21 protein-coding genes and 3 pseudogenes are annotated in these 22,789 nt (G+C 70.8%); 17 read left to right on the top strand and 7 right to left on the bottom strand.

Annotated elements, in window-relative coordinates; genetic code table 11:
- Positions 1–28 precede the first annotated feature (28 nt).
- The gene (locus ACZ7OY_RS28715; protein WP_471914062.1) at positions 29–1,468 is read left to right on the top strand and encodes an amidase; all 1,440 of its coding nucleotides are present in this window, start codon (positions 29–31) and stop codon (positions 1,466–1,468) included.
- 117 nt (positions 1,469–1,585) lie between these two features.
- On the opposite strand, the gene ACZ7OY_RS28720 is transcribed toward ACZ7OY_RS28715, so the two are convergent.
- Complete coding sequence (locus tag ACZ7OY_RS28720) at positions 1,586–2,776, bottom strand: amidase (protein ID WP_471914063.1); 1,191 nt, start codon at positions 2,774–2,776, stop codon at positions 1,586–1,588.
- A gap of 414 nt (positions 2,777–3,190) precedes the next feature.
- Here ACZ7OY_RS28720 and ACZ7OY_RS28725 point away from each other — a divergent pair, with 414 nt between their 5' ends.
- Together ACZ7OY_RS28725 and ACZ7OY_RS28730 are read left to right on the top strand one after the other, a co-directional pair.
- The gene (locus ACZ7OY_RS28725) at positions 3,191–3,604 is read left to right on the top strand and encodes an aggregation-promoting factor C-terminal-like domain-containing protein (protein WP_471914064.1); all 414 of its coding nucleotides are present in this window, start codon (positions 3,191–3,193) and stop codon (positions 3,602–3,604) included.
- A gap of 189 nt (positions 3,605–3,793) precedes the next feature.
- On the top strand, positions 3,794–4,048 hold the full coding sequence (locus ACZ7OY_RS28730) for a hypothetical protein (protein WP_471914065.1): 255 nt from the start codon (positions 3,794–3,796) through the stop codon (positions 4,046–4,048).
- 37 nt (positions 4,049–4,085) lie between these two features.
- Here ACZ7OY_RS28730 and ACZ7OY_RS28735 read toward each other — a convergent pair whose 3' ends face one another.
- Positions 4,086–5,177 carry a glutamate--cysteine ligase 2 gene (locus tag ACZ7OY_RS28735; RefSeq protein ID WP_471914066.1) on the bottom strand — a complete coding sequence of 364 codons (1,092 nt, stop codon included), beginning with the start codon at positions 5,175–5,177 and terminating at the stop codon, positions 4,086–4,088.
- 310 nt (positions 5,178–5,487) lie between these two features.
- On the opposite strand from ACZ7OY_RS28735, the pseudogene ACZ7OY_RS28740 reads away from it, so the two are divergent.
- The 6 genes and pseudogenes from ACZ7OY_RS28740 to ACZ7OY_RS28765 form a co-directional block, all read left to right on the top strand.
- Positions 5,488–5,709, top strand: a pseudogene (locus ACZ7OY_RS28740) (LLM class F420-dependent oxidoreductase); the annotation flags it as partial.
- 1 nt (position 5,710) lies between these two features.
- Positions 5,711–5,902 (top strand): annotated as a pseudogene (locus ACZ7OY_RS28745) (Rieske (2Fe-2S) protein); the annotation flags it as partial.
- A gap of 17 nt (positions 5,903–5,919) precedes the next feature.
- Positions 5,920–6,441, top strand: coding sequence for a hypothetical protein (locus tag ACZ7OY_RS28750; RefSeq protein WP_471914258.1), 522 nt, complete (start codon positions 5,920–5,922; stop codon positions 6,439–6,441).
- Positions 6,442–6,660: 219 nt separating this feature from the next.
- Positions 6,661–7,134, top strand: coding sequence for an SRPBCC family protein (locus ACZ7OY_RS28755; RefSeq protein ID WP_471914067.1), 474 nt, complete (start codon positions 6,661–6,663; stop codon positions 7,132–7,134).
- Between the two features lie 129 nt (positions 7,135–7,263).
- Positions 7,264–8,295, top strand: a complete 1,032-nt coding sequence (locus tag ACZ7OY_RS28760) for a hypothetical protein (RefSeq protein ID WP_471914068.1) — start codon at positions 7,264–7,266, stop codon at positions 8,293–8,295.
- Between the two features lie 35 nt (positions 8,296–8,330).
- A complete protein-coding gene (locus ACZ7OY_RS28765; protein WP_471914069.1) occupies positions 8,331–9,458 on the top strand; it encodes a MerR family transcriptional regulator in 1,128 nt (375 codons plus the stop codon).
- A 185-nt stretch (positions 9,459–9,643) separates the two neighbouring features.
- Here the strand turns inward: ACZ7OY_RS28765 and ACZ7OY_RS28770 are convergent, their stop codons facing one another.
- Complete coding sequence (locus tag ACZ7OY_RS28770) at positions 9,644–11,380, bottom strand: subtype B tannase (protein ID WP_471914070.1); 1,737 nt, start codon at positions 11,378–11,380, stop codon at positions 9,644–9,646.
- A gap of 508 nt (positions 11,381–11,888) precedes the next feature.
- Here ACZ7OY_RS28770 and ACZ7OY_RS28775 point away from each other — a divergent pair.
- A pseudogene (locus ACZ7OY_RS28775) lies at positions 11,889–12,584 on the top strand (hypothetical protein); the annotation flags it as partial.
- Positions 12,585–12,797: 213 nt separating this feature from the next.
- Here ACZ7OY_RS28775 and ACZ7OY_RS28780 read toward each other — a convergent pair.
- Genes ACZ7OY_RS28780 through ACZ7OY_RS28790 form a run of 3 tightly spaced genes read right to left on the bottom strand, consistent with a single transcriptional unit; the run spans position 12,798 to position 16,311 of the window.
- The gene (locus ACZ7OY_RS28780) at positions 12,798–15,095 is read right to left on the bottom strand and encodes an FtsX-like permease family protein (RefSeq protein ID WP_471914071.1); all 2,298 of its coding nucleotides are present in this window, start codon (positions 15,093–15,095) and stop codon (positions 12,798–12,800) included.
- A complete protein-coding gene (locus tag ACZ7OY_RS28785) occupies positions 15,092–15,790 on the bottom strand; it encodes an ABC transporter ATP-binding protein (protein ID WP_471914072.1) in 699 nt (232 codons plus the stop codon). Before ACZ7OY_RS28785 ends, ACZ7OY_RS28780 begins: the two co-directional genes overlap by 4 nt.
- Entirely contained in the window at positions 15,787–16,311 is a 525-nt protein-coding gene (locus ACZ7OY_RS28790) for a PadR family transcriptional regulator (RefSeq protein ID WP_471914073.1), read from the bottom strand. Before ACZ7OY_RS28790 ends, ACZ7OY_RS28785 begins: the two co-directional genes overlap by 4 nt.
- Before the next feature lie 171 nt (positions 16,312–16,482).
- Here ACZ7OY_RS28790 and ACZ7OY_RS28795 point away from each other — a divergent pair, with 171 nt between their 5' ends.
- The 7 genes from ACZ7OY_RS28795 (at position 16,483) to ACZ7OY_RS28825 (ending at position 21,408) form a co-directional block, all read left to right on the top strand.
- The gene (locus ACZ7OY_RS28795; protein WP_384733003.1) at positions 16,483–16,971 is read left to right on the top strand and encodes a carboxymuconolactone decarboxylase family protein; all 489 of its coding nucleotides are present in this window, start codon (positions 16,483–16,485) and stop codon (positions 16,969–16,971) included.
- A gap of 463 nt (positions 16,972–17,434) precedes the next feature.
- Complete coding sequence (locus ACZ7OY_RS28800) at positions 17,435–17,566, top strand: hypothetical protein (RefSeq protein ID WP_471914074.1); 132 nt, start codon at positions 17,435–17,437, stop codon at positions 17,564–17,566.
- Between the two features lie 52 nt (positions 17,567–17,618).
- The gene (locus tag ACZ7OY_RS28805) at positions 17,619–18,026 is read left to right on the top strand and encodes a hypothetical protein (RefSeq protein ID WP_471914075.1); all 408 of its coding nucleotides are present in this window, start codon (positions 17,619–17,621) and stop codon (positions 18,024–18,026) included.
- A 121-nt stretch (positions 18,027–18,147) separates the two neighbouring features.
- The gene (locus ACZ7OY_RS28810) at positions 18,148–18,558 is read left to right on the top strand and encodes a hypothetical protein (protein WP_471914076.1); all 411 of its coding nucleotides are present in this window, start codon (positions 18,148–18,150) and stop codon (positions 18,556–18,558) included.
- A gap of 394 nt (positions 18,559–18,952) precedes the next feature.
- Positions 18,953–20,173, top strand: a complete 1,221-nt coding sequence (locus ACZ7OY_RS28815) for a sensor histidine kinase (protein ID WP_471914077.1) — start codon at positions 18,953–18,955, stop codon at positions 20,171–20,173.
- A complete protein-coding gene (locus tag ACZ7OY_RS28820; protein ID WP_471914078.1) occupies positions 20,170–20,877 on the top strand; it encodes a response regulator in 708 nt (235 codons plus the stop codon). Before ACZ7OY_RS28815 ends, ACZ7OY_RS28820 begins: the two co-directional genes overlap by 4 nt.
- Positions 20,878–21,111: 234 nt before the next feature.
- On the top strand, positions 21,112–21,408 hold the full coding sequence (locus tag ACZ7OY_RS28825) for a zf-HC2 domain-containing protein (protein ID WP_384732989.1): 297 nt from the start codon (positions 21,112–21,114) through the stop codon (positions 21,406–21,408).
- Between the two features lie 76 nt (positions 21,409–21,484).
- On the opposite strand, the gene ACZ7OY_RS28830 is transcribed toward ACZ7OY_RS28825, so the two are convergent.
- Positions 21,485–22,441, bottom strand: a complete 957-nt coding sequence (locus ACZ7OY_RS28830) for an LLM class flavin-dependent oxidoreductase (protein ID WP_471914079.1) — start codon at positions 22,439–22,441, stop codon at positions 21,485–21,487.
- Positions 22,442–22,789 lie beyond the last annotated feature (348 nt).

Here is a 22,789-nt window from a genome sequence, read left to right on the forward strand (position 1 = left end):
AGCACCGCGGACCAGAAAGGGACCGCTCGTGACGCACACGCCGATCGACCCGTTCACCCCGGCCGTCGAACTCGCCGCAGCCATACGCCGCAAGGAGGTGAGCCCGGTCGAGGTCGTCGACCGCTGTCTCGAGCGGATGGACGAACTCGACCCGCGGCTCAACGCCTTCTGTCACCGGGCCGACGACGACGTCCGCAAAGCCGCGGCCGACGCGACCGACGCGGTGGCGCGGGCCGCGTCGACCGACGACCTCCCGCCGTTCCACGGCGTTCCGCTGCCGGTCAAGGACCTGGTGGACGTCGCGGGCTGGCCCACCACCCATGGCTCCGCCGGCACCGGGCGGGCACCGGCCACGGCGTCGGACCCGGTCGTACGACGGCTGGTGGACGCCGGGTTCGTCCTGCTCGGGAAGACCACCACCTCCGAGTTCGGCGCCCTGCCCTTCACCGAGAACGAGACACTCGGCATCTCGCGCAACCCGTGGGACCCGGATCGCACGCCGGGCGGGTCGTCGAGCGGAGCGGGTGTCGCCGTCGCCGCCGGGATGGCGCCGATCGCCCATGCCGAGGACGGTGGCGGGTCGATCCGTATCCCCGCGTCGTGCAACGGGCTCGTCGGGCTCAAACCCACCCGCGGTCTGGTCGGCAACGCGACCGTCGGCGCGGAGGGTCTGGGCACCAGCGGTGTGCTCACCCGCACGGTGGCGGACACCGCGGCCGCCCTCGATGTGCTGGCGCGCCACGATCCCGGCCTGTGGTGGTCACCGCCCGACCCGCGGAGGTCCTTCGCCTCCTTGCTGAGGACGGAGGCGCCGACGGGGCTGCGGATCGGTGTGCTCACCGACTCTCCGATCGCGGGGATCGCCGTGGACCCGGCGTGTACCGCGGCCGTCGCCGTCACGCTGCGCACGCTGGAGTCGGCCGGTCACCACGTCGTCGACACCCCCCTCCCGCTGCCCCCGGCCGACGAACTGGTGGCGGCGTTCATGACCATCTGGAACGTCGGCGGCAGCGGCGTCCCGCTCGCGGATCCGGACCGGGTCGAGCCCCACAGTCGCGCCCTGCGGGCCGCGGCACGGGCCGTCGACTCGTGGGCTTACACGGAAGGGGTGCGCAAGGCCCAGGAGTTGTCGCGACGCATCGTCGAGGGCTTCCTCGCCGGCTTCGACCTGCTGGTCACGCCGACGACGGCCTGCCTGCCGCCGCGGGTCGGCGCCTGGCGGGCAGGCACCGACGACCATCCCCTGGCGGCCCTGCTGAACAGTTACCCGTTGGGGGTGTTCACGTCGGTGTTCAACGTGACCGGCCAGCCGGCGATCTCGGTGCCCGTCCATCACGACACCGGCACCGGGCTGCCCGTCGGCGTGCAGATCGTCGCCGCGCCGTGGCGCGAGGACCTCCTGCTCCAGGTGTCCCGCACGCTCGAACTCGCCCACCCCTGGACCGATCGCCGCCCGCCCGTCGGCTGAGCACGAAGGCCGTGGCCGGGGCGGGGCGATGCCGGTCAGACGGGCTGCACCCCGGCCGGCGCGCCGCGCGGGTGCCGTCCCTGAAGAGGGCGACCTCTCGGAGCCTCGGTCTCCAGCCTACGTCGCGCATCCCCCGCCCCGAGCGGCCGCACAGGTCGACAGGGCACGGGCGGCACGGTCGGCCACGTCCAGGAGCCGGGCGTCGGCGCCATGGGGCGCGACCAGTTGCAGGCCGACCGGTTCGCCGCGCGCGGTGCGTCCTGCGGGCAGGCTGAGCGCGGGGTGTCCCGTGATGTTGAAAGCCCAGGTCAGTGCCACACTCATCCGCGCTCCGGGGCCGTCGTGGCCGTGCGGCGGGTGGGGTGTGGTGGGCGTGAGGAGGAGGTCGGCGTGGGCGAAACGGTCCCGCAGGCGTGCGGCGTTGCCCGCGACGGCACGGGCCACGTCCGCGGGCAGCCTGCCGCCCGCCCGCAGGGCCGTCCAGGCCGGGGCGGGATCGTCGAGGGTCAGCGGCCGGTCCGCCGACACCGCGAGAATGCCCTGGTCGGCAAGGATCCGTACGGCGCGACGGGCCACGGCGGCGACGGCGGAGTCGGTGTCGGCATACCCCAAGTCGGCCGACCAGGCGGCAGTCGGCGGCGGTGCCGGCTCCGCCGAGGCGGTCCGTACGGAGGCAACCGCGTCCAGATAGGCGACGGCGTCCAGCGGACTCCGGACCAGCACACCCGGCGAGTTCAGACCGGCCCGGTCGCGGGAGGGCAGCAGCCCATTGGTGGGCTTGAAGCCGGTGATCCCGCACCACGCGGCGGGAATCCGTACCGAGCCGGCGCCGTCCGAACCGCTGGCCATGGGTACGAGGCCGGCGGCGACGGCGGCCGCGGACCCGGCCGACGATCCGCCGGGCGACCAGGCCGGATCGAGCGGGTTGAGGGTGGGACCGCGGTCGGTGTGCCCGTAGGTCTGCCAGCCCTGCCGGGTGCGCGGCACCGAGGTGGCGCCGACCGGCACGCACCCGGCCTCGGCCAGACGCCGGTTCTGGAAGGAGTCGGCGCCCTCTCCGGCCTTGACGCCGATCGGCACTCCCGCCAGCGGCAGTACGGCGCCACGAGCGAGCCTGGCGTCGACCTCCGCGGCCCGGGCGAGGGCTTGCTCCTCCCAGACGTCGGTGAAGGCCCGTACGGCATCGTCACGTTCCATGATCCGCGCCAGCGCGGCCGTGACGACCTCGCGCGCCGACAGGTCACCTCGGTCGACGTGCCGCGCGATGTCCGATGCGGACAGGGCCGCGTACTCGGCTGTGCTGATCAAGGTCCGTCCTCCGATCGATGCCCGAAGCCGGGGCCGGCTTCGAGACCGCGGTCACATCTCCCCCACCCGCTCCGTGAGCCCCCGTGCGCGCAGTGTCGCGGAACCGGTGAAGCACCGCACATGACCCACGTCACCCACTACCCGCGATAGTGGACAGAAACAGGCAGGTTTAGGCACACATCCATGCTCTGACCTGGGGATTGAGAGCCAGCTCACACGGACCGGCGAACACCCCAATGCGGCCACAACTAGTAAAAGGGGTCATTGCGGACATCGGTCGGGGCTGGTTGTCTTGAGGACGTCGCCAGGCACCACGACCCCCCAGGGGTCACGGTGCCGACGCATGCCAGGACCGGAACACACGGCCCACCGGCGAGCGAGCGACCTCCTTGTCCCCGAAGAAAGCGAGCCTCCGTGTCCCTCGCCGTCATCCGCCGCATCGCCAGCCCGAAGAAGGCCCTCTCCGTCGTCGCCATCGCCGGCGCCGCCGCGGGCATGGCCCTGACCGCGGCCCCGGCCCAGGCAGCGACCACCTCGGCCTCCTCCGCCCAGGCGATCGCGCACCGGATGATCCCGGACGCGGCCCAGTACAACGCCTTCAACCAGATCGTCACCCACGAGAGCGGCTGGAACCACACCGCCACCAACTCCTCCTCGGGCGCCTACGGCCTCGTGCAGGCCCTGCCCGGCTCGAAGATGGCCTCCGCCGGTGCCGACTGGAAGACCAACCCCGCCACCCAGATCAAGTGGGGCCTGGACTACATGAACTCCCGCTACGGCAGCCCCGCCCAGGCCTGGGACTTCTGGCAGACCCACCACTGGTACTAAACCAACCAGCACCGGGCGAACCCACCGCCCACAGCCAGAAACACACGACACCGACCGCTGCTTCACACGAAGCAGCGGCTTTGTCGTATCCCGCCCGCTCGTTCGTGAACCGATCGGCGGGGCTCGTCCGATGAGGGGGTGAGCGCCGTTTCCGAGACGGCGCCCGAGTCCGAGCAAGGGGAATGACGGATGCTGCAGATGACGGAACTGTCCACCCTCGTACTGATCGTCCTCGCGGCCGCGATCTCGCTGTGGCCGCTGATCGACTGCGTCCGCACCCCCGCGGACCGGGTCCGCTTTGTACCGAAGGTGCTGTGGGTGCTCTTCCTGCTCAACGGATCGCTCTTTGCCGCCTTCGTCTGGTTCTACTTCGGCAAGAAGCCGATGGCGGACGTGGCGAAGGGCCCGGTCCAGCCGACCGAGTCCCTTGCTCCGGCGCGGTAGCGGAGGGTTCCCGACGGGCGACAGTCTGCACCGCAGGTCAGTCGCCCTGGGTGTGCCCGACGCACTCGACGACGAGATCCCGCAGGCTGCCCGTGCGCCGCATGCACAGCCTCTGCTCCTGCGCGCCGTTCCCGCGGCGCAGCAGCTCGGCGAGGGCCGCCTCGACCTCGGCCGCGTCGCCGCTCGCCTCCAGCGCGTCCCCGATGTGTTCCACCAGCGAACGCACCACGTCCACGGCGGGCCGGGGTCGCATGGTCACCGGGTCGAGCAGGTCCCGGTCCAGGCCCGACTTGGCGGCCTGCCAGGCAGCCAGCCGCAGCATACTGACGCCGTGGTCGGGCGGTGGCCCGCCCGCCCGCCAGTCGCGGGACGCCGTCTCCACCAGACCCCGGGCCAGCGCGGCGACCAGCACTGCGGTCTCCGCACGCAGACACACGTCCGCCACCCGGATCTCCACCGTCGGGTAGACCGCGGACAGGCGTGCGTCGAAGTAGACCATCCCCCGGTCGAGGATGACGCCGCTGGCCACCATGTCCGCCACCCTCTGGTGATACCGCTCGGCCGACCCGAACAGCTCCGTCGGCCCCGCCGACGGCCAGCGCTCCCACACCCGGGTGCGATAGGCGGCGTAGCCGGTGTCCCGGCCCTGCCAGAAGGGCGAGTTGGCGCTGAGCGCGCCCAGCACCGCCAGCCAGGGCCGCAGCCGGTCGAGCACGGCCACGGCCTCCTCGTCGGACTCCACCGAGACATGCACATGGCAGCCGCATACCAGCTGCTCCTGGACGGCGATCGCGTACTGTTCGGCCATCCACTGATACCGCTCGTTGACGCTGAGCGACGGGCTGACCGGCAGCGGGGACGTGGCGAGCGCGGCGACCGCGCACCCGATCCCGCCCGCGTACCGCGCCGCCTCCTTGCGGCAGCGAACGATCTCGGCGCCGAGGTCCGCCATCTGCGACTGCGGGTGTGTGGCGAACTCCAGCATCTGCCCGTACAGCTCCTTCTCGAAGACGTCCTGTCCGGGATCGTCCTGGCCGGCACGGGCGAGCACGGCGGCCGACAGTGCCCTCGGCTCACCGCTGTCCGGATCCACGAGAAGGAGTTCCTCCTCCACTCCCACAGTGCGCACCTGCTGCCGCCCTCCTGCCCGTGCCGCCCACACGGGTTCGCACGGGTCCGTGGCACCCCGAGTCCGTGACACCCGACTACCCTGGGCGGAGACGCCGACACCTACGGGAGTCACGGCACGCGTCGCGACAGCGAAGGCCGCCTACCGGGCTCCGCCGCCCCGCCCTCGCTCGTTTTGCCCCGGGCGATTCGGGGACGCGGAGGCCATGGTGCAATTCGGGTACACGACGATGACGGAGCAGGCGGGTCCCCGTGCACTGGTGGATCACGTAGTGGGCGCGGAGCGGGACGGCTTCGACTTCTCGGTGACGGCCGATCTCGTCATCGCCACGGAGCCGGACGCGGGCCTGCCCGCAGCGTTCGACCGGCACGGCGGCGCAGGCGAACCGCGTGTCGGACAACTGCCGGTCTGCTACGACCCCGACCGTGACGCGGCGATCGACCGCGCCCACGAGGAGTTCCGGTGGTTCGGCGGCGGCTGGAAGGTGAACGCCGAACTCCCCCACCCGGACGCCTTCGCTGCGGCAACCCAGTTGCAGCCACATGGACGGACCGCTGCACGGCGGCAAGGTCGTCGAGGGCTGTCTCGAATGCCCGTGGCACGGAAGCAGGTTCCGCCTGTCGGACGGAGTGAACGTCCAGGGCCCGGCGACCGCACCCCAGCCGCCGTTCACCTGCCGGGTCGGCCCCGACGGGTCCGTCGACGTGCGTCTCACGCAGGTCTGAACGCCCTGGAGAGCATCATGCACCGCAAGTTGCTGGGGATCTATCTCAACGACCATCTGGCCGGCGCCACTGCCGGAGAGCAACTGTCCCGTCACATCGCCGAGCACCTGCGCCGCTCGCCGTACGGAGGTGAACTGCGCCGCGTGGCACACGAGATCGCGCAGGACCGGCAGACACTGCTGGAGCTCATGGACGACCTCGGCGTCCCGGAACGGCGCCACAAGGTGTACGCCGGACGTCTCGCCGAGAAGGCACGCCTGGTCAAACTCAACGGGCGGCTGCGGGGGCGGTCCGCGCTCAGCAGCGTCACCGAGCTGGAGACCCTCCGCCTGGGGATCGAGGGAAAGATGCTGCTGTGGCAGACGCTCCTGCAGTTCGCCCCGGCGAAGGCGCTGGACGAGACCAGGCTGAGGACGTTGCTGGAACGGGCCAGGCATCAGGCCGCCGCGGTCGAGTCGGCTCGCCGCAACGCGGCCGTCGCCACGTTCGCCCCGGCCCGCAGGCGTGGCCCCGCACGGCTGCTGTCGGCCCGCGCGTGACCCCGGCCGGGCGGACTCGTGCCTGGGCCGTCCCTCCCTTCGCAATGCGGGGCGGATACCTGGGTTCGCGCCGCTCTGCCGGGTACTCGGTGCCGTGCACACACAAGGCGGCCGGCACACCTGGTGCGGCCGGCCATCGCAACGAGTCGACGAGCCGATGAGTCGGCATGTAGGCATGACGGCAAGTGGGCAAGTGGGCAAGTCGGCGAGGAGATTTTCATGAGCACCGTCAAGGAAGCGGTCGACGTGGAGGTGCCGGTACGCACGGCGTACGACCACTGGACCCAGTTCGAGGAGTTCCCGCGGTTCATGGAGGGTGTCGAGGAGGTCAGGCAGCTCGACGACCGGCACAACCACTGGACCACCAGCATCGGCGGGATGCGGCGGGAGTTCGACACGGAGATCGTCGACCAGCTGCCGGACGACCGGATCACCTGGCGCTCCGTCGGCGGCGACACCCGGCAGCGCGGATCGGTCCGGTTCGAGCGGCTGGACAACCTGCACACCCGGGTGGAACTCACGTTGGAGGTGGAGCCCACCGGCGCGGCCGAGAAGGGGGCCGACGCGCTGGGCGTGATCGACCGGCGGGTCAAGGGAGACCTGCACCGCTTCAAGGAATACGTCGAAGGCGGCGGCGACATCGCCGGCTGGCGCGGCCGCATCCGTCCCGGAGACTCCGGCACCCCCATGTGAACAGACCGGCACAGGCCCGGGCGGCCGGGAGACACCGAAGGCTGCGCAAGCGGGACGTCCCGGGCGGAGCGAGGCGCTGGCTCGGCCTGAGCGGAGCGAGGCGCTGGATCAGGCCCTAAGGTCACCTGCATGTCGAGGACCACACCGCCGCGCCCGCTGGACGTCGAGGCGCTCTTCCCGGAGCTGTCCGCCTACCGAGGCACCACCACCCGGCTCCATCCACGCCCGGGACGGCCGGACGCCACCACGAGTTCCGTCGGCGGTCCGCTGCTGTGGCCGTCGGACGAGCCATGGCCGGTATGCACCGAGCCGCACAGCCACGCGCGCGGCCGGCGGCCGGCCGACATCCACCGGGAACGGCAGATCCTCGCCTCCGCGTGGCGCCGTGAAGCGAACCCCGGTCCCACCGACGAGGAGCGCCGGCTGCTCGACGAACTCGACCGGGAGCAACGCGTCGAAGGAGCTGCCGCGACTGACCCGCTGCCGCTGATCGGTCTTGCGCAGCTGTACCGGAGGGAGATTCCCGACCTGCCGGCCGGGCCGGACGGCTGCGATCTGCTGCAGGTCTTCTGGTGTCCCTTCGACGCGCACGGCCCGAGCCGTCACGGCATGCTGCTCGACCTGCGCTGGCGCCGGTCCTGGGAGGTCAGCGAGGTACTGACCGCGCCGCCGCAACCGCAGGTCGTCGGCTACGACGGGTACGTACCGGAGCCGTGCGTGCTGCATCCGGAGCAGGTGGTCACCTACCAGTTCGCCGGTCTCCTCCCGGAGGAGCTGTGCGCCCGGATCGACGCCTGGGACGAGGCCATGGAGGAGGAGGCCGGGGACACGGCCGACGAGGAGGACACCTCGGTGGTCGGATACCAGTACGACCTGTCGATCCCCCCGGGCTGGCGCGCCGGCGGCTTCGCCTCCTGGCACACCACCGACCCGGCCCCCATGGACTGCCGCACCTGTGCGCAGCCGATGCAGTTGCTGCTGACCATCGACAGTTCGGAGTGGGACGGCGGGAGCGGCAGCTGGAGACCGATGGAGGAGCAGGGCCTGCCGCCGCACCCGCATGCGAGGCCGACCGAGGTCACCGTGGGCCGCTGGGGCGAGCTCAACGTCTTCTCCTGCCCGGGGAATCCCGCCCATCCGCACCGCTGGAGCATCCAGTAGGGCGGGTGCTTGACCCTCACGCGGCGTCATGCCGCATGGTCGGTGGCGTGGAAGAGCACCTGAGCGTGGGGCATGTGGCGGAGCTGGCCGGAGTGAGCGTGCGCACGCTGCATCACTACGACGCCGTCGGTCTCGTACGGCCGTCCGCACGGACCGCGGCCGGATACCGGGCCTACTCGGCGGACGACGTGGAGCGGCTGCGGGAGGTGCTCGCCTATCGGCGACTGGGCTTCGGGCTGCGGGAGATCGCGAAGCTGGTCGACGACCCGGACACCGACGCGGTCGCGCATCTGCGCCGGTTGCGCGGCCTGCTCATGGAGCAGCGTGACCGCGCCGCCGCGACGGTGACGGCCATCGACAGGGAACTGGAGGCACGGGCCATGGGGATCAGGACGACGCCGGAGGAACAACTGAAGGTGTTCGGTGCGCAGTTGTACGACGCCATCGGGTCCGCCTACCCGGCGACGCGACGCACCGAGCCGCGTATCGCCGCGAGGGTCTGGGAGGCGCTCGGGGACGCGCGGACGGTACTGAACGTCGGGGCAGGCACCGGTTCCTACGAGCCGCCGGACCGCGACGTGACCGCGGTGGAGCCGTCGGCGGTCATGCGGGGGCAGCGTCCGGCGGGTGCGGCGCCGTGCGTGGCGGCCACCGCGGAGAGCCTCCCGTTCGAGGACGGGTCGTTCGACGCGGCGATGGCCTTCAGCACCGTTCATCACTGGCAGGACCCGATCGCCGGGCTGCGTGAGATGCGGCGCGTGGCCCGCCGGGTGGTGGTGGTCACGTACGACGCCGGGGACACCGAACGGCGTGAGCGGTTCTGGCTCACCCGTGACTATCTGCCCGAGTTCGCCGGTCTTCTCGTCGACTGGCCTTCGCTGGCGGACCTGACCCGCGCGATCGGGGGCCGGGCGGAGCCGGTGCTGATTCCGTGGGACTGCGCCGACGGCTTCTTCGAGGCCTACTGGCGGCGGCCCGAGGCGTACCTGGACGAACAGGTGCGACGCGCGGTGTCGGTGTGGACCAGGGTGGGGCCGCAGGCCGAGCGGCGGGCGGTGAACAGCCTTCGCGAGGACCTGGCCTCGGGCCGGTGGGCGCAGCGCAACCGCGACCTCGTCGCCCTCGACGCGGCGGAGCTCGGCCTCCGGCTGCTCGTGGCCTGAACCTGGTCCGAACGGGGCCGTCACCAGGGGGCATACCCGCCCTTGAGGGCCCGGACGGCGGGCCCTCAAGGGTTCGGTGCGGACCGGTTCCCGTCGTGCGTGAGCACGGCGACGCATCCACGGCGTCCTGGGCACCGGCTCGAACGGTCCGGCTACTGAGCGGTCCGGCTACTCGAACGGTCCGGCTATCCGTGGTGGCCGGGCGCGAGGGGATTTCCGGCCTTGCGGACGACCTTGGCGATCCAGGCCATGGCCTCGGGCACGTCGTAGTTGCCGGCGTGCGGCTGGTTCCAGGCGAGCTGGTAGTCGACGTCCTTGACCTGCTGGTCCGCCTCGAGTGCCCGGTCGAGGTTGACCGAGACGATGAACGAGGTGTCGCGGTCACGGGTGCCGTTGCGGACGTACCAGTTCGGCGCGGTGTCGGCGGCGGTGCCGATGAAGTCCATCGGGTCGATCAGGTGGATCTGGTCGTCGACGGTGGTGCTCGGCTTGCGGGTGTACTGGTCCCAGGTCAGGCCGGTGTCGTCGATCCCGCTGCCGTCGCCCGCGACGTCGTTGTGGTCCCAGCTGTACTCGGTGTAGTTCATGTACTTCTGGGTCGGGGGCCCGAAGAGGTTGGTCTCGGTGCCGCTGGTGGTGTTCCCGTTGACGCCCACGGCGTCGAAGGCGGGCGTCGTCTTGAGCGTGGCCTGGGTGGCGACGAAGGCGAGGTACCTCGTCATGTCGACCGAGAGCACCTTGTCGGTGGTGTTGTCGACGTCGATCCAGTCGTTGACGTAGGTCTTGGTGGTGGGCGGGCCTCCGAAGCCACCGGACGTGATGACGAAGTCCTCGCCGAGCTGCGGGATCGTGTGCGCGGGGTCGGCCTTCAGATAGGTCTCCGCGGAGCGGACGACCTCCTTCCTGACGGTGTCGAGCATGCTCGCCGCGGTGAGCGCGGAACCGTCGGGGTTGCGCAGCCCGAGGCTCTTCTCGTACGCGGGGAACCGGGCGGCGATCGCGGCGGCGTCCTCGGGCGAGGGGTTCTCGCCCGTGGTGTCACGGGTGCCGAGGATGTTGTACAGCCACTCGTAAGCGGTGTCCGCGTTGCCGAGGTCGGTGATCGGGCAGTACGCGTTGACCGCGAAGACGTCGTCGCGCAGGGTGCTGTGGCCCTTCGCGTCGATGCCCGCGGCGCCGATCCGGGCGAGGTAGGGGTCGTACTCCCTGCTGTTGCCGGAAGCGCCCAGGATCGACACCAGCGCGCCGCCACCGCTGGTTCCGTTGATGACGATCCGCTCGGCGCTGCCGGGCATCGTGGCGTCGTTGAGGCGCAGATAGCGGACGGCGGCCTTGGCGTCGACCGCGGCGGCGGGGGCCTTGCCGGGGGCCGTGCCGTCGGCACCGAGCAGTCCGCGGCTGCGGTTGGCGACGTCGACGAAGACGTATCCGGCCTTCAGCGCTGCGCCGACGTTGCTGGTGGAACTGTTGTAGGACGCGCCGCCGGTCACACTCGCCCTGATGTAACTGGCCATCCAGCCCGCGTTGTTCACCGCGAAGTAGATCGGTGCGCGCTGGTCGTCGAAGGCGCTCTCGGGGACGAACACGTTCATGCTCTGGTAGCCGCAGGCGGTGTTCTCGATCGTGGTGCTGCCGCCGCCGGGGCCACCGGACTGCTGTGCCGCCGCCGCGACCGGCTTCGCGACGTAGCAGATCTCCTTGTACCAGCGCACGTTCATCGGCCGGCCGTCGACGGTCACCGTGATCGTCGTGTAGGCGGCGGAGTCGAAGGCCAGCGCGGCGTCCTCCGGGTCCGCGCCCTGGCCGCGGATCTGCTTCGGCGCCGTCGCGGAAGCCTCCGCGAAGGAGGCCGGGATCACGACGGTCGTGAGCGCGAGGGAGCCCGCGATCGCCACGCTTCTCAGCAGCTGCTTCCGGGTCACAGGGCGTCCTTCCTCGAAGCCGGTGAGGTGTGTGCACGTGCGCGGCGTCCAGGGGACGCCGAGAGCCGCCGCATGGGGTCTCCCCTCGTTGAGAACCGAGCGCTTCGCAGATGCGTCGGGCGAAGGCGTCACGCACGCTACAAGATTGTTAACAATATGCACAGCAATCTAGCGGACATCTTTGTTATGAATCTGGCAGGACGGCTCCCCGACGCGGTCAGGGGGTGCGACGGCGACTGCCGGACCGGGTCCGGCGCCGCGTGCCCTGGGCTGGGGGCCCGGCCGGCGCCGACAGAGTTCGTGCATTTTTCACGTGACAGTGCTCCGGCGTGATCCGAGGGGCGATGATGATCTTCATGCCGGGCTACGCGTGCTCTGTAGAGCGGCGAGGGGCGGATGCAGGCATGGACCGGCGATCACGGAGGGGTGCGAGGAATTTCCCTCTGGGGCCGGTCGTGCGCGGGAGGTGTGTCCGGCGGCGCGCCCCGGCCTCACCGACTACGACCTGATGCTGCGCCAGGCCGTCCCGCGGTGGAGCACCCTCGTCTCGCCGGTCGAGGTCGTGAACTGGTCGGGGAACTACAGCTGTGCCCGTGACGCCTGCCCCGCCGACTACGACGGGCTGCACCCCGACGCGCTCGGCGAGTTCCAGATCGCGCACGCCTTCGAGACCACCCTCCACGACCGGTACCGCATCGGCCAGACCGTCCCCGACGTCCCCCGCTCGGTCCCGGAACGCCCGCTGGACGTCGCGCGGAACGTCAGGGCCGTCTCCAACGACCTGGGCGTCACGGTCACCTGGGACCGGGTGTACGGCGCGCGCGGCTACACGGTCCGCTCCCGGCTGGTGGGTGCGACCGCGTGGAACGAGACGCCGGTGCAGGCGAACCGCTACGACACCACCTGGACCCAGGACGGCTGGGAGTGGGAGTACTCCGTCCGTGTCAACAACGCGGGCGACGGTGTCTCCGCCTGGTCCCCGGTGATCCGGGCCACCGCCCACCCGCACACGGCGGCTGCGCCCTCGCATGTCCTCACCCACGCCACCCTGGACGGAGTGGACCTCTCCTGGGAGCCCGCCACGGGGCCGTACAGCGACAGCGTGGACCGCTACGAGATCATCACCTGGGACAGGGACACGCCGGGCGCCTTCATCCAGAGCACGGCGGTGCGCGGCACCTCGGCGCACATCGCCGGGCTGACCCCGGGCCACCACTACCTGGTCGCGATGGTCACCTGGAACGCGGTGGGCGGCGGCTTGCCCACGGGCGCCCGGCCCGTCACCATCGGCGCGGGCACCCCGCCGGTCCCGACGGACCTGCGCATCAAGTCCCTGGATGCCGTGACGGTGCAGCTCAACTGGAGCGGCTCCCCGCAGGCCGCCGGATACCGTGTCTGGTACCGCAGAAGACGGACCCTAGTCGTTGCGTGCCGCTTCGGGGCCCGTGATGCGTCTGAGCAGTGGCATCGTGGACGCGATCACCGCCAGCGAGGCGACGAGGCCGGCCAGCACGATCGCGTAGTACTGGATCCCGGGCGCCCGGATCGTGTAGCCGAACTGTGCCCGTACGAACAGCTGGGCCGCCAGGAAGCCCATCCCGATCGCCACCACGGCAACCACCAGGAGGGGCACCGCGCTCTCCAGCAGCACCACCCGCCGCAGCACCCCGAGCTGTGTGCCGGTCAGCCGCAGCAGGCTGAACGGGCGCTTGCGGTCGCGCAGTCCCCCGGCCACGCTCACCGCCAGGCTGCAGCCGGCGATGGGGAAGCTGACCAGGACGACCACGTCGGCCAGTTGCCGGTATCCGGCGAGCTGCGCGCCGCTGTCGGCGTGGTCCTCGCCGACGGTCCGCGGGATGTCGTGGTCGGGGTACGTGTTCGCGAGGATGGTGCGCGCACGCTCGATCGCCCCCGTCGACCCGTCGGTGGCCACGACGATCTCCTGGACCGGGAGGCGCGCGAGGCGCTGGGCGGAGATGTCGGCGGCGGGCCATGCCGTGGGCCAGTGAATCCAGCGGTACGTGCCGAGACTGCCGTAGTTCTGGGCGACCGACGCCGTGCGGGCTCCGGGGACGCATGCGCTGTGGGCCGGCATCCTGGCGAGCTCCGCGCACGAGGCCAGCCCGGCGACCGGCGGGGTGCCGGTGCCCTGTGGAGCGCCGTAGGCAGGGTCCGTGGTGCCGAGCGGGTTCGTGTGGATCATCAGCACGCCTCTCACGCCCGGTACGGAGTCCAGGTCGCCGACCACGGACGGGGAGAGCGGCGGCACGCTGCCGACCGGACGCCCGGAGGTGGCGTCGAAGCCCCGGGCGTAGTCGGCGACCACGGCGCCGGCGATCGTCCGGCCGGCCTGCGGGATGCCGCGCTCGGCGGTCAGCGAGCCGATGATCCCGACGGCCGCGCTGGTGACGCACAGGGCGAGGACCAGCCCGCTGACCGCGCGGAAGCCGGCCTTCGGGTCGTCCGCGAGCCGTCGGCCCGCGATGAGCAGCGCAGGGCGGCCGGTCTGCCGGGCCAGGAGCCGGGCTCCGGCCATGGTCAGCCAGGGCCCGGCGATGACGAGCCCGGTCAGGACCAGCAGGATTCCCGGGACGAAGACCCAGATCTGGCCGTCGGTACTCCTGGGCACCCGGCCGATGGTGTACGAGAGTTCGGCGATGCCGACGACCAGGGGGATCACCCGGCGCACCCGCGGCGGGCGAGGTGTGACGCGCCGGATGACCCCGAGCGGGGAGACCTGCACGCGGCGCAGGGCGATCCGGGCCGCGACGGCGGCGCCCACCGGGACGGCGAGGCAGACGAGCAGGATGTCGCCGGTCCGCAGCCTGAGATCGTCGGCGAAGTAGGGAGTCTGCGTGAGGTCGACCAGGGCCAGTTGCGTACGGAACAGATGGAAGAGGCCGAAGCCGACGGCCGTGCCGAGGATCGCGGCCAGCGTCGATTCGACGGCGGAGAGCATCGAGATCTGCCGCGGTGTGGCGCCCACCAGGCGCATCGCGGCGAAGCGCTGCTCGCGGCGGGCGGCTGCCAGCCGGGTGGCCGTGCCGATGAGGACGAGCACGGGGAAGATCAGGGCGGTGCCCGCGACGGAGAGGATCAGCTTGATGCCGCTGCTGTCGATGCCCGCCCGGACCGTGCAGTTCGTGCCGTTGCAACTGCTCGGGGCCACGGTGGTGATGGCGGTGACCCGGGTCGCGTCGCGCTGCTTCGCGAGCTGGTCGGGGTGGTGGCCGATGACGACGATCAGGGAGTCGGGGCCCGGGAGCGCCGCGTCGCCGACGATGCCGACCTGGTGGCCGGGGTAGCGGTCGGCGAGTTCGGCGGCCGGGGTTGAGCGCAGCAGCTCGGTCAGGGCCGGAGAGGCGTAGAACTCGCCCGGTCCGGGAAGGTGTGCGAGCCCTGGTGGAACCGGGGAGTTCGGGCCGGTGGCGGCGACGTCGACCCGGCCGATGGTCCTGCCGTCGACGTGGTCCGCCCTGAGCAGCCACCACAGCGGGTCGGGGTCCGACTTCGCCGCGGGCTGCGCCGCCGTGCCGTTGCCGGAGCCGGTGTTGAGCCAGGCGTTGCGGCTGTTCTGGGTGGCGGTGGCGTTGACGGCCGCCAGGATGCTCAGCAGCAGTCCGACGCCGAGGGCGACGGCGGCCACGATGACGGCGAGGCGGGCCCCGGCCTCCCTGCCACCTCTCAAGGTGAGGCGCAGGCCGAGGCGGATCACGAGCCGAGCCGTTCGACGAAGAGCGGTGTGACCTTGCCGTCGCGGACGATGACCTCGCGGTTCGCGTGGGCGGCCACCCGCGGCTCGTGGGTGACGAGGACGACGGTGGTGCCCTCCTGCCGTGCCGAGGCGACCAGCAGATCCATCACGTGCTCGCCGGTGAGCGAGTCCAGCGCCCCGGTCGGCTCGTCCGCGAACAGCACCTTGGGCCTTGAGACCAGGGCGCGGGCCAGGGCCACCCGCTGCGCCTGTCCGCCGGAGAGTTCGCCGGACCGGCGTCCCTCCAGGCCGTCCAGCCCCAGCCGCCCGAACCACGATCGCGCCTCGGCCAGCGCGCTCGTCCTGCGCGACTTGGCGAGCAGCAGCGGAAGGGCGACGTTCTCCTCGGCGGTCAGTTCGGGCACGAGCTGACCGAACTGGAAGACGAAGCCGAAGTGATCCCGGCGTAAGGTGCTGCGTTCGGGCTCGCCCAGGGTGTCGACACGGCGGCCGTCGAACCAGATCTCACCGGAGTCGGGGACGAGGATCCCGGCCAGGCAGTGCAGCAGCGTGGACTTGCCGGAGCCGCTCGGTCCGGTGACGGCCAGCATCTCGCCGGCGCGGGCGGAGAGGTTCGCGCCGCGCAGCGCGGGCGTCTGCCCGAACGACAGGACGGCGTCCCGCGCCTGTACGAGGAAGTCGTCGTCCGCACTCATGCGCGCACCTCCGCCGTCAGTGCGGCGAGCCGTGCCACGGTCTGGTCCATCCACCGCAGATCGGCCTCCAGGTGGAACACGCCGTGATCGGCCAGCAGCGTGTCCATCGTGCTGCCGGTGCGGCGCAGCTCGGTCAGCTCCCTCATCCGCTCCATGTGGGCGGCGCGCTGGATGTCGAGGTACACGCGGGGGTCGCGTTCCAGGAGCACCGCGAGGACGACCTTGGTGAACAGCACCGTCTGGAGGTGCGGTTCGCCCGCGACCGGTTCGGTGAGCCAGGTCTCGACCTGTGTGACCCCGAGGTCGGTGATCACGTAGCGCTTGCGGTCCGGTCCGGAACCCGGTCCGGTCTCACCGATCTCGACCTTGCCGTCACGGGCGAGGCGTCCCAGGGTCGAGTAGACCTGCCCGGCGGGCAGCGGTTTGCCCCGGCCGAAGTAGGTGTCGTAGTCGCGCTTGAGGTCATAGCCATGGCTCGACTCCCGTTCCAGGAGTCCGAGGAGTGTCAGAGGAACGGTCATACCCCAGTATCTACACTCAGTATCTACTGCCGTCAACGGGCGGCTCACCCTCGAGCGGGACCCCTGGCGGAGCGCGTCGGCGAAAAGATTCCCGGCGCCTGTCACATCTCGGTGCGCCGCTCCGTCAGTGCGGTGAAGTCACCTACCGGACGGACACCAAGGAGTGCAGTCATGACGAACACCTCGATCTCCCGGATGCCGAACCCGGCCGAGTTCGTGCCCGAGTTGAACGACATCAGCGCCGCTCTCTTCCGGGCCACGGGCAACCACTCGGTACCGCGGACCACGATGAACCTCGTCCATCTGCGCGCCGGGCAGATCGTCGGCAACACCTACCTGACGGTCCTGAACACCGGCTTCCTGCGCAAGGCCGGGGAGTCGGAGGAACGCATCACCGCGGTCTCCTCCTGGCAGGACGCCCCCTACTTCACCGATGCCGAGCGGGCCGCCCTCGCCCTGGTGGAGGCCACCCTGCAACCCGCCCCGCACGGCCAGGAACGCGTCTCCGACGCCCTGTACGCCGAGGTCGCCAGGCACTACGACCAGAAGGCACTGGCAACGCTGACGATCGCGATCGGCCAGATCGGCTTCTTCATCGCCCTGGCCGTCATCGGCAAACCGCAGCCGGTCAGCTCCCTCGCGGACGAACAGTGGGACTGACCCCACCCGGAAAGTGACCACGCGGGCCGCGCCCCACCATCGGGACGCGGCCCGTCGGTCATTCCGGCGAGCAGCCCCGCGTTTCGGCGTGCAGCAAGCGGCAGTTGAGGTCTCCCACTGCCCATGTGCCCTTGTCGCAAACGCGGTTGCGAATCGGCCATGCCTCATCGGCCGCACCTCACGGCAAGTCACCCTTCAGCACAGCCCTCCCACAAGAAACGCACAGGTCAACTGCGACAGGAGAGGCGCCGTACGACTTCTGTCGCGGGTCAGACGGGTCGGTGATATCACGCCATCCCGTTCCTCCCGCAAAGCGAACACCTGTACTGGAAGTTCTGCGTGTGCTTAAAGTGGCGCCGCGCAGCGGCGCGATCTTGACCCGTTCGCACCCGCGCACATCGATCAGCGGCCGAGGGAACACCGCCGCTCACGGGGAGGGGTTGCCAACGGCATCGCGCGGGAGATGGCGACGCTGCGTCTCAAGGTGATCCTCGGACGCCGGGACTTCGAGGCCATCGACTGGTACTTCACCAAGCCGGGTGGCTCGGCGCCGAGTCTCGTCAAGAGCATGCCGAAGCCGGACTGGGCCCAGTGACCCGAAGGCCTCGACATCAGCAAGAACAGCCAGAACAGGAAGTGCACTGAGAATGCCGGATTTCGTACGAGAGGGGCGTCTGTTCCGCGTGGTCAGCTTCGCGGCGTCGCACCGGCAACTGCTGCTGCGCAGCGACGCCCTCGCGGTCGACAACACGGACACCCGGGTCGAGGTGTACTTCGGGCATGTGGAGCTCATGCTGCTCAAGCCCATCTACGAGAAGGGCATCCACGTCCGCCGGGCGTCGGAGGCGGAGTTCGCGGTGCTGAAGGAGCGTCATGACCTACCCGCGAAGGACGCGGCCTTCACCTGGATGATCGAACCGGACGGCGACAGCTTCGCCGTCTCCGGCGACCCCGAGTGGCGCGAGGCGGACCGCGAGTTCGATGACCCGTCCCTGTTCAACTTCGGCCAGCCCTGGCCCCCGGACTTCCCCATCGAGTACGGCAGCGTCGACTGACGCGGACAACACACTGAGGGCGCCCCGCCTGGCATGGGGGGCGCCCTCAGCCGTCGGCATCGGTGCACCTGGTCGGTACCGAAGGTGCAGATCAGCACGAAGGTCCACTGCTGGGGGACGAATGGATTGCCACATCTCCTTCGACATAGGCGCGACCACGGGGTTGCTCTCTCAACTCACCGGCGTGCTGGCCGGCTTCTCGTTCACAGCCGTCGTCATATCCGTGTCGCGCGCACTCGACGGCCGCTCGGCCGGACAGACACCGGCCCCGGATTCCGTCAAGGAGTCCCTGGACCGCGCCATGCCGGTCATGGTCTGCTCATTCCTGGCCCTGGTCGTCACATCCATCTCCTACAGCGCCATCACCGGAGACGCCCACAATGCCGGCCGCGCCGCCACCGAGGAACTGGTGTGCACCCTGGCCGCTTCGGTGGCCACCATCCTGATGTTCTATTCGATCGTCCTCCTCCTGGAGGTGGCCGAAGCCTGGGACGCCGGGTCATCCAGCGGATCGCCACCGGTCGCCTGCTGACCGTCATCGCCCGTGCGGTCGGGGTCGGCTTTTACAGCGCGTACGGCGGCAACGCCTGCGACACACCGCCGCCCGGCGTCACGATGACCATCGCCGGCGTGGGCATGGCGGTGGCACTGGCGTCCTCCGTCTGGCTCTTCCTGTCCCGAGGACCGGATCCGGAGCGCTAGTAGGGCCTGTCCGGCGGATCACGCCGCGGAGCCGCGGCCCGTGTCCGGGAACCCGTGCCCCGGCCCTCTCGGACACGGGGCGATACGAAGCCGTCGGGCCCCGCCTGTCACTCGAAGAGGCCAGTTGCGTCGATCGCCCGACCGTGCTGCTGGGACCGGGGATTCAGGTCTGGCCGGCGTCCGCCGGATCGGCGGCGCGCGAACGGCGTCCTTACGGTGATGCCATGGCAGTGAACAATGCGCGCAAGCGCGGACCCCGGAGTGCGGTTCGTGACGTGCTGGGCGTGTCGGTGCTGTTCGTGCTGTCCGTCGTCGGCGCCTCGTTCCTCCCGCACGAGCACCGGTTCGTCGTGCGATGGTCCGCCGTCCTGCTGGCCGGCATCGGCTGCTTCGCGCTGCTGTGGCGTCGCCGCTTCCCCTTCGCCGTGGCGGCCTGCGCGGTCTGCTGCGGGGTGGCGTTCCAGTTGCTGGGGTTCCGGGAAAGTCCGGTGGTGACCAGTCCGGTCATCGTGTCCGTGTACTCGGTGGCCACGCTGACGGACCGCCGTACGGCTCTGAGCGTGGCCTCGGCCTCGGCCGCCGTGCTGATCGGAGCGGCGTTGTTCCACGACCCGGGTTCCGGGCTGCAACCGGACAACGTCGGAATGCTGGCGTGGACGGCCCTGCCGGCGGCGGTCGGGGACGGAGTGCGCTCGCGCCGGGCCTACGTCACGGCTGTGGAGGAACGGGCGGAGCACGCGGAGCGCACCCGTGAGCACGAGGCGCGGCAGCGGGTGGCGGCCGAGCGGGTCCGGATCGCACGTGAGCTGCACGACGTCGTCGCCCACCACATCGCCCTGATCAATGCCCAGGCCGGCGTGGCGGCCCATGTGGGACAGCAGCAGCCGGATCAGCTCGTCGCCGCCCTCAAGGACATCCAGGAGACCAGCCGGTCGGCGCTGGACGAGTTGCGTGTCACCGTGGGCCTGCTGCGGCAGTCCGGCGACTGCGAGGCACCGCGCGGCCCCATTCCGGGGCTGGAAGAGGTCCCCGCTCTGCTCGCCTCGCTCGAACGGGTCGGCCTCGACGTCCTGTGCACCTGCCACGGTGCGACCCAGCCGCTGGCCCCCGCGGCCGATCTGGCCGCCTACCGCATCATCCAGGAGGCCCTGACCAATGTGCGCAAGCACGGCAGCGCGGACAAGGCCCGGCTGTGCCTGAGCTACACCCCCCGGTGGCTGACCATCACCGTCGAGGACGACGGCCGGACGCTCCCGCAGGAACCGCGGCAGGGCACCGGCCACGGGCTGATCGGCATGCGGGAGCGGGCAGCCAGCGTGGGCGGCACGCTCACCGCGCAGACCAGGCCCGAGGGCGGGTTCGCCGTGATCGCCGAACTACCCCTGCGCTCTGCCGCGACTGCGGGCGGCGGGGCACCACATGCACTACCGGAGGTCCGGACATGACGATCCGCGTTCTGCTCGCCGACGACCAGGCGCTGCTCAGGGGCACCTTCAAGATCCTCTTTGATTCCACGGAGGACATGGAGGTCGTGGGCGAGGCCTCGGACGGCCACGAAGCCGTGGAACTGGCGCGCGCCCGGCATCCCGACGTGGTGCTGATGGACATCCGGATGCCCGGGATGGACGGCCTGGACGCCACGCGTGCCATCAGCGAAGCCGAGGAGCTCGCGGCGGTGAAGGTGCTGATCCTGACCACCTTCGAGAACGACGAATACGTCGCCGAGGCCCTGCGGCGCGGTGCGAGCGGGTTCCTCGGCAAGGGGGCGCAGCCCGACGAGCTCCTCGACGCCGTCCGCACGGTGGCCGCCGGTGAGGCGCTGCTCTCCCCGGCGGCCACACGGGCCCTGATCACCTGCTTCCTGGCCCAGCCCGAAGCCTGTGCGGGCGCGGTCCACCAGCAGCTGGCCTGCCTCACCCCGCGGGAACGCGACGTGATGAGCCTCGTCGCGCTCGGCCTGTCGAACGACGACATTTCCGAACGTCTGTTCGTCAGCCCCTTGACCGTGAAAACGCACGTCAACCGCGCCATGAGCAAGCTCGCGGTCCGCGACCGGGCCCAGCTCGTCGTCATCGCGTACCAGTGCGGTCTGGTCAACGCGACGACGGATCGCGGTCCGTCTCCGTCTCCGTCTCCCCTCTCCGTATGACGAAAGCCAGGCTGGACGCCCCCTTCTGCGCAGCCGGAGCAGCCTGACCTGCCGGGTACTGCGCCCGCAGTACCCGGCAATCACTGCGGAGGGACGACGCGCACAGGGACGGTCGTCGGCCAGTCTTGGAATGCGCCACAAGGCCTGAATCCATGCTTTGCACGGCCGCCTGAACCAGCTGGACCTTGTGGAATGCCCGGGCGGCCGGGCGTCGCAGTACGGAGAGGATCCGACATGGCCACCAACCACGCCGAATGCCGCGCAGTCCACGACCTCCTGGCCGAGCACGCGCTCCAGCTCCTTGCGCCCGAGCAGGCCGACTCCGTCGTCGCCCACCTGGACGCCTGCACCGCGTGCCGGGACGAGTACCACTGCCTCGCCGCGGTCGCCGGACACCTCTCCTCGCTCCGCGAGGCCCTGGCCCCCCGGCTCTGCCCGCGTCAGCGCCACGGCCGGGGCTCCGCCGCCAGGGCCTGGTCCACGTCTCTCACCCTGTCCCAGTGGGTCGACCGCATGGCGTATGTCAGGTGACGCCGCAGATCAGCCGACGTCGGGAGGAGCTCCGGTCCGCCGTGCGGGCGCCGCAGGACGGCAGGCGGAACAAGCCTCAGCGATCCTTCGCGCGCAGCAGGGGCAGGACCTGATCGGCGAGCTCCTCCAGCCCGGCGGCGTGGTCATCGGTCGCCAGCCGGATCACCAGGTGGCGGACACCGGCCTCGATGTAGCCAGACAGCCATGCGGCGGCCTGGCCGGGAGTGCCGGCGAACACGGCCTGGAGAGAGGCGATGAATTCGAATGGCGCGTTGTAGTACCTCTCGACGCTCGCCCGCAGGCGCCGCTGCGCGACCTCCGGGTCCTCGTCCAGGCAGAGTGTCGTATAGAGCGCGGGGGTGACCGTGCGGGACGGCGCGGCCTGCTCGGCGGCCCTCTCGACGTACGCGCGGTCCTGCGCGTACGCGGCCGCCGTCGGCGGATACGGCAGCCAGCCGTCGGCGAGGCGAGCCACGCGTCGCAGCCCCGCCGCACCGCTCGCCGCCAGCCAGATCGGCGGCCCTCCGGAACGCGACGGGGAAGGCGCGATCCGTAGGTCCTCGAAGGCGAAGTGATCACCCTTGTAGGACACGGTCCGCCCCGACCACAGGTGCCGCATCGCGTCGATCGACTCCTCCATGCGGCTCATCCGGGTGCCGAAACCGATGCCGAGCGCCGCGAACTGGGCCCGGGTGGCCGGGTTCGGGAAGCCTCCGCCCAAGCCGGCGATCAGCCGTCCTCCCGAGAGTCGGTCGAGGGTGGCGAACTGCTGCGCCAGCAGGATCGGATGGCGCAGCGCCGGCAGCAGCACGGCGGTGCCGAGCGTGACGCGCTCGGTGGCCTGGGCCGCGGAAGCCAACAGCAGCAGCGGATCCGCGCGCTGCCTGGTCACGGGTCCGTCGCCCGCCCAGACCGAGTCCAGCCCCAACTGCTCCGCCCGTCGCGCCTGAGTGACGAGCGGAGCCAAGTCATGTTCGTCCCGAACGGCAAGTTCGCGTGTCGGCAGCAGGTAGCCGATCTTGAGCCTCGTCATCCGCCCTCCCGGTCACCACGGGGCTCCGAGCGTATGGCACGAGCTTCTCGGTCTTGACGTATCGACGTCATATCCGGACAGCCGCAGCGCGTGCCTCACGGGCCGGCCTTCGAGACCGCGGTCACATCTCCCCCACCCGCTCCGTGAGCCCTCGTGCGCGCAGTGTCGCGGAACCGGTGAAGCACCCCACATGACCCACGTCACCCACTACCCGCGATAGTGGACAAAAAGGGACAGGTTTAGAAGCGGACGCATGCTCTGACCTGGGGATTGAGAGCCAGCTCACACAGGGCGCCGACACCGCGAATGCGGCCACAACTAGTAAAAGGGGTCATTGCGGACATCGGT

Source organism: Streptomyces sp. NPDC107559 (assembly GCF_055657365.1).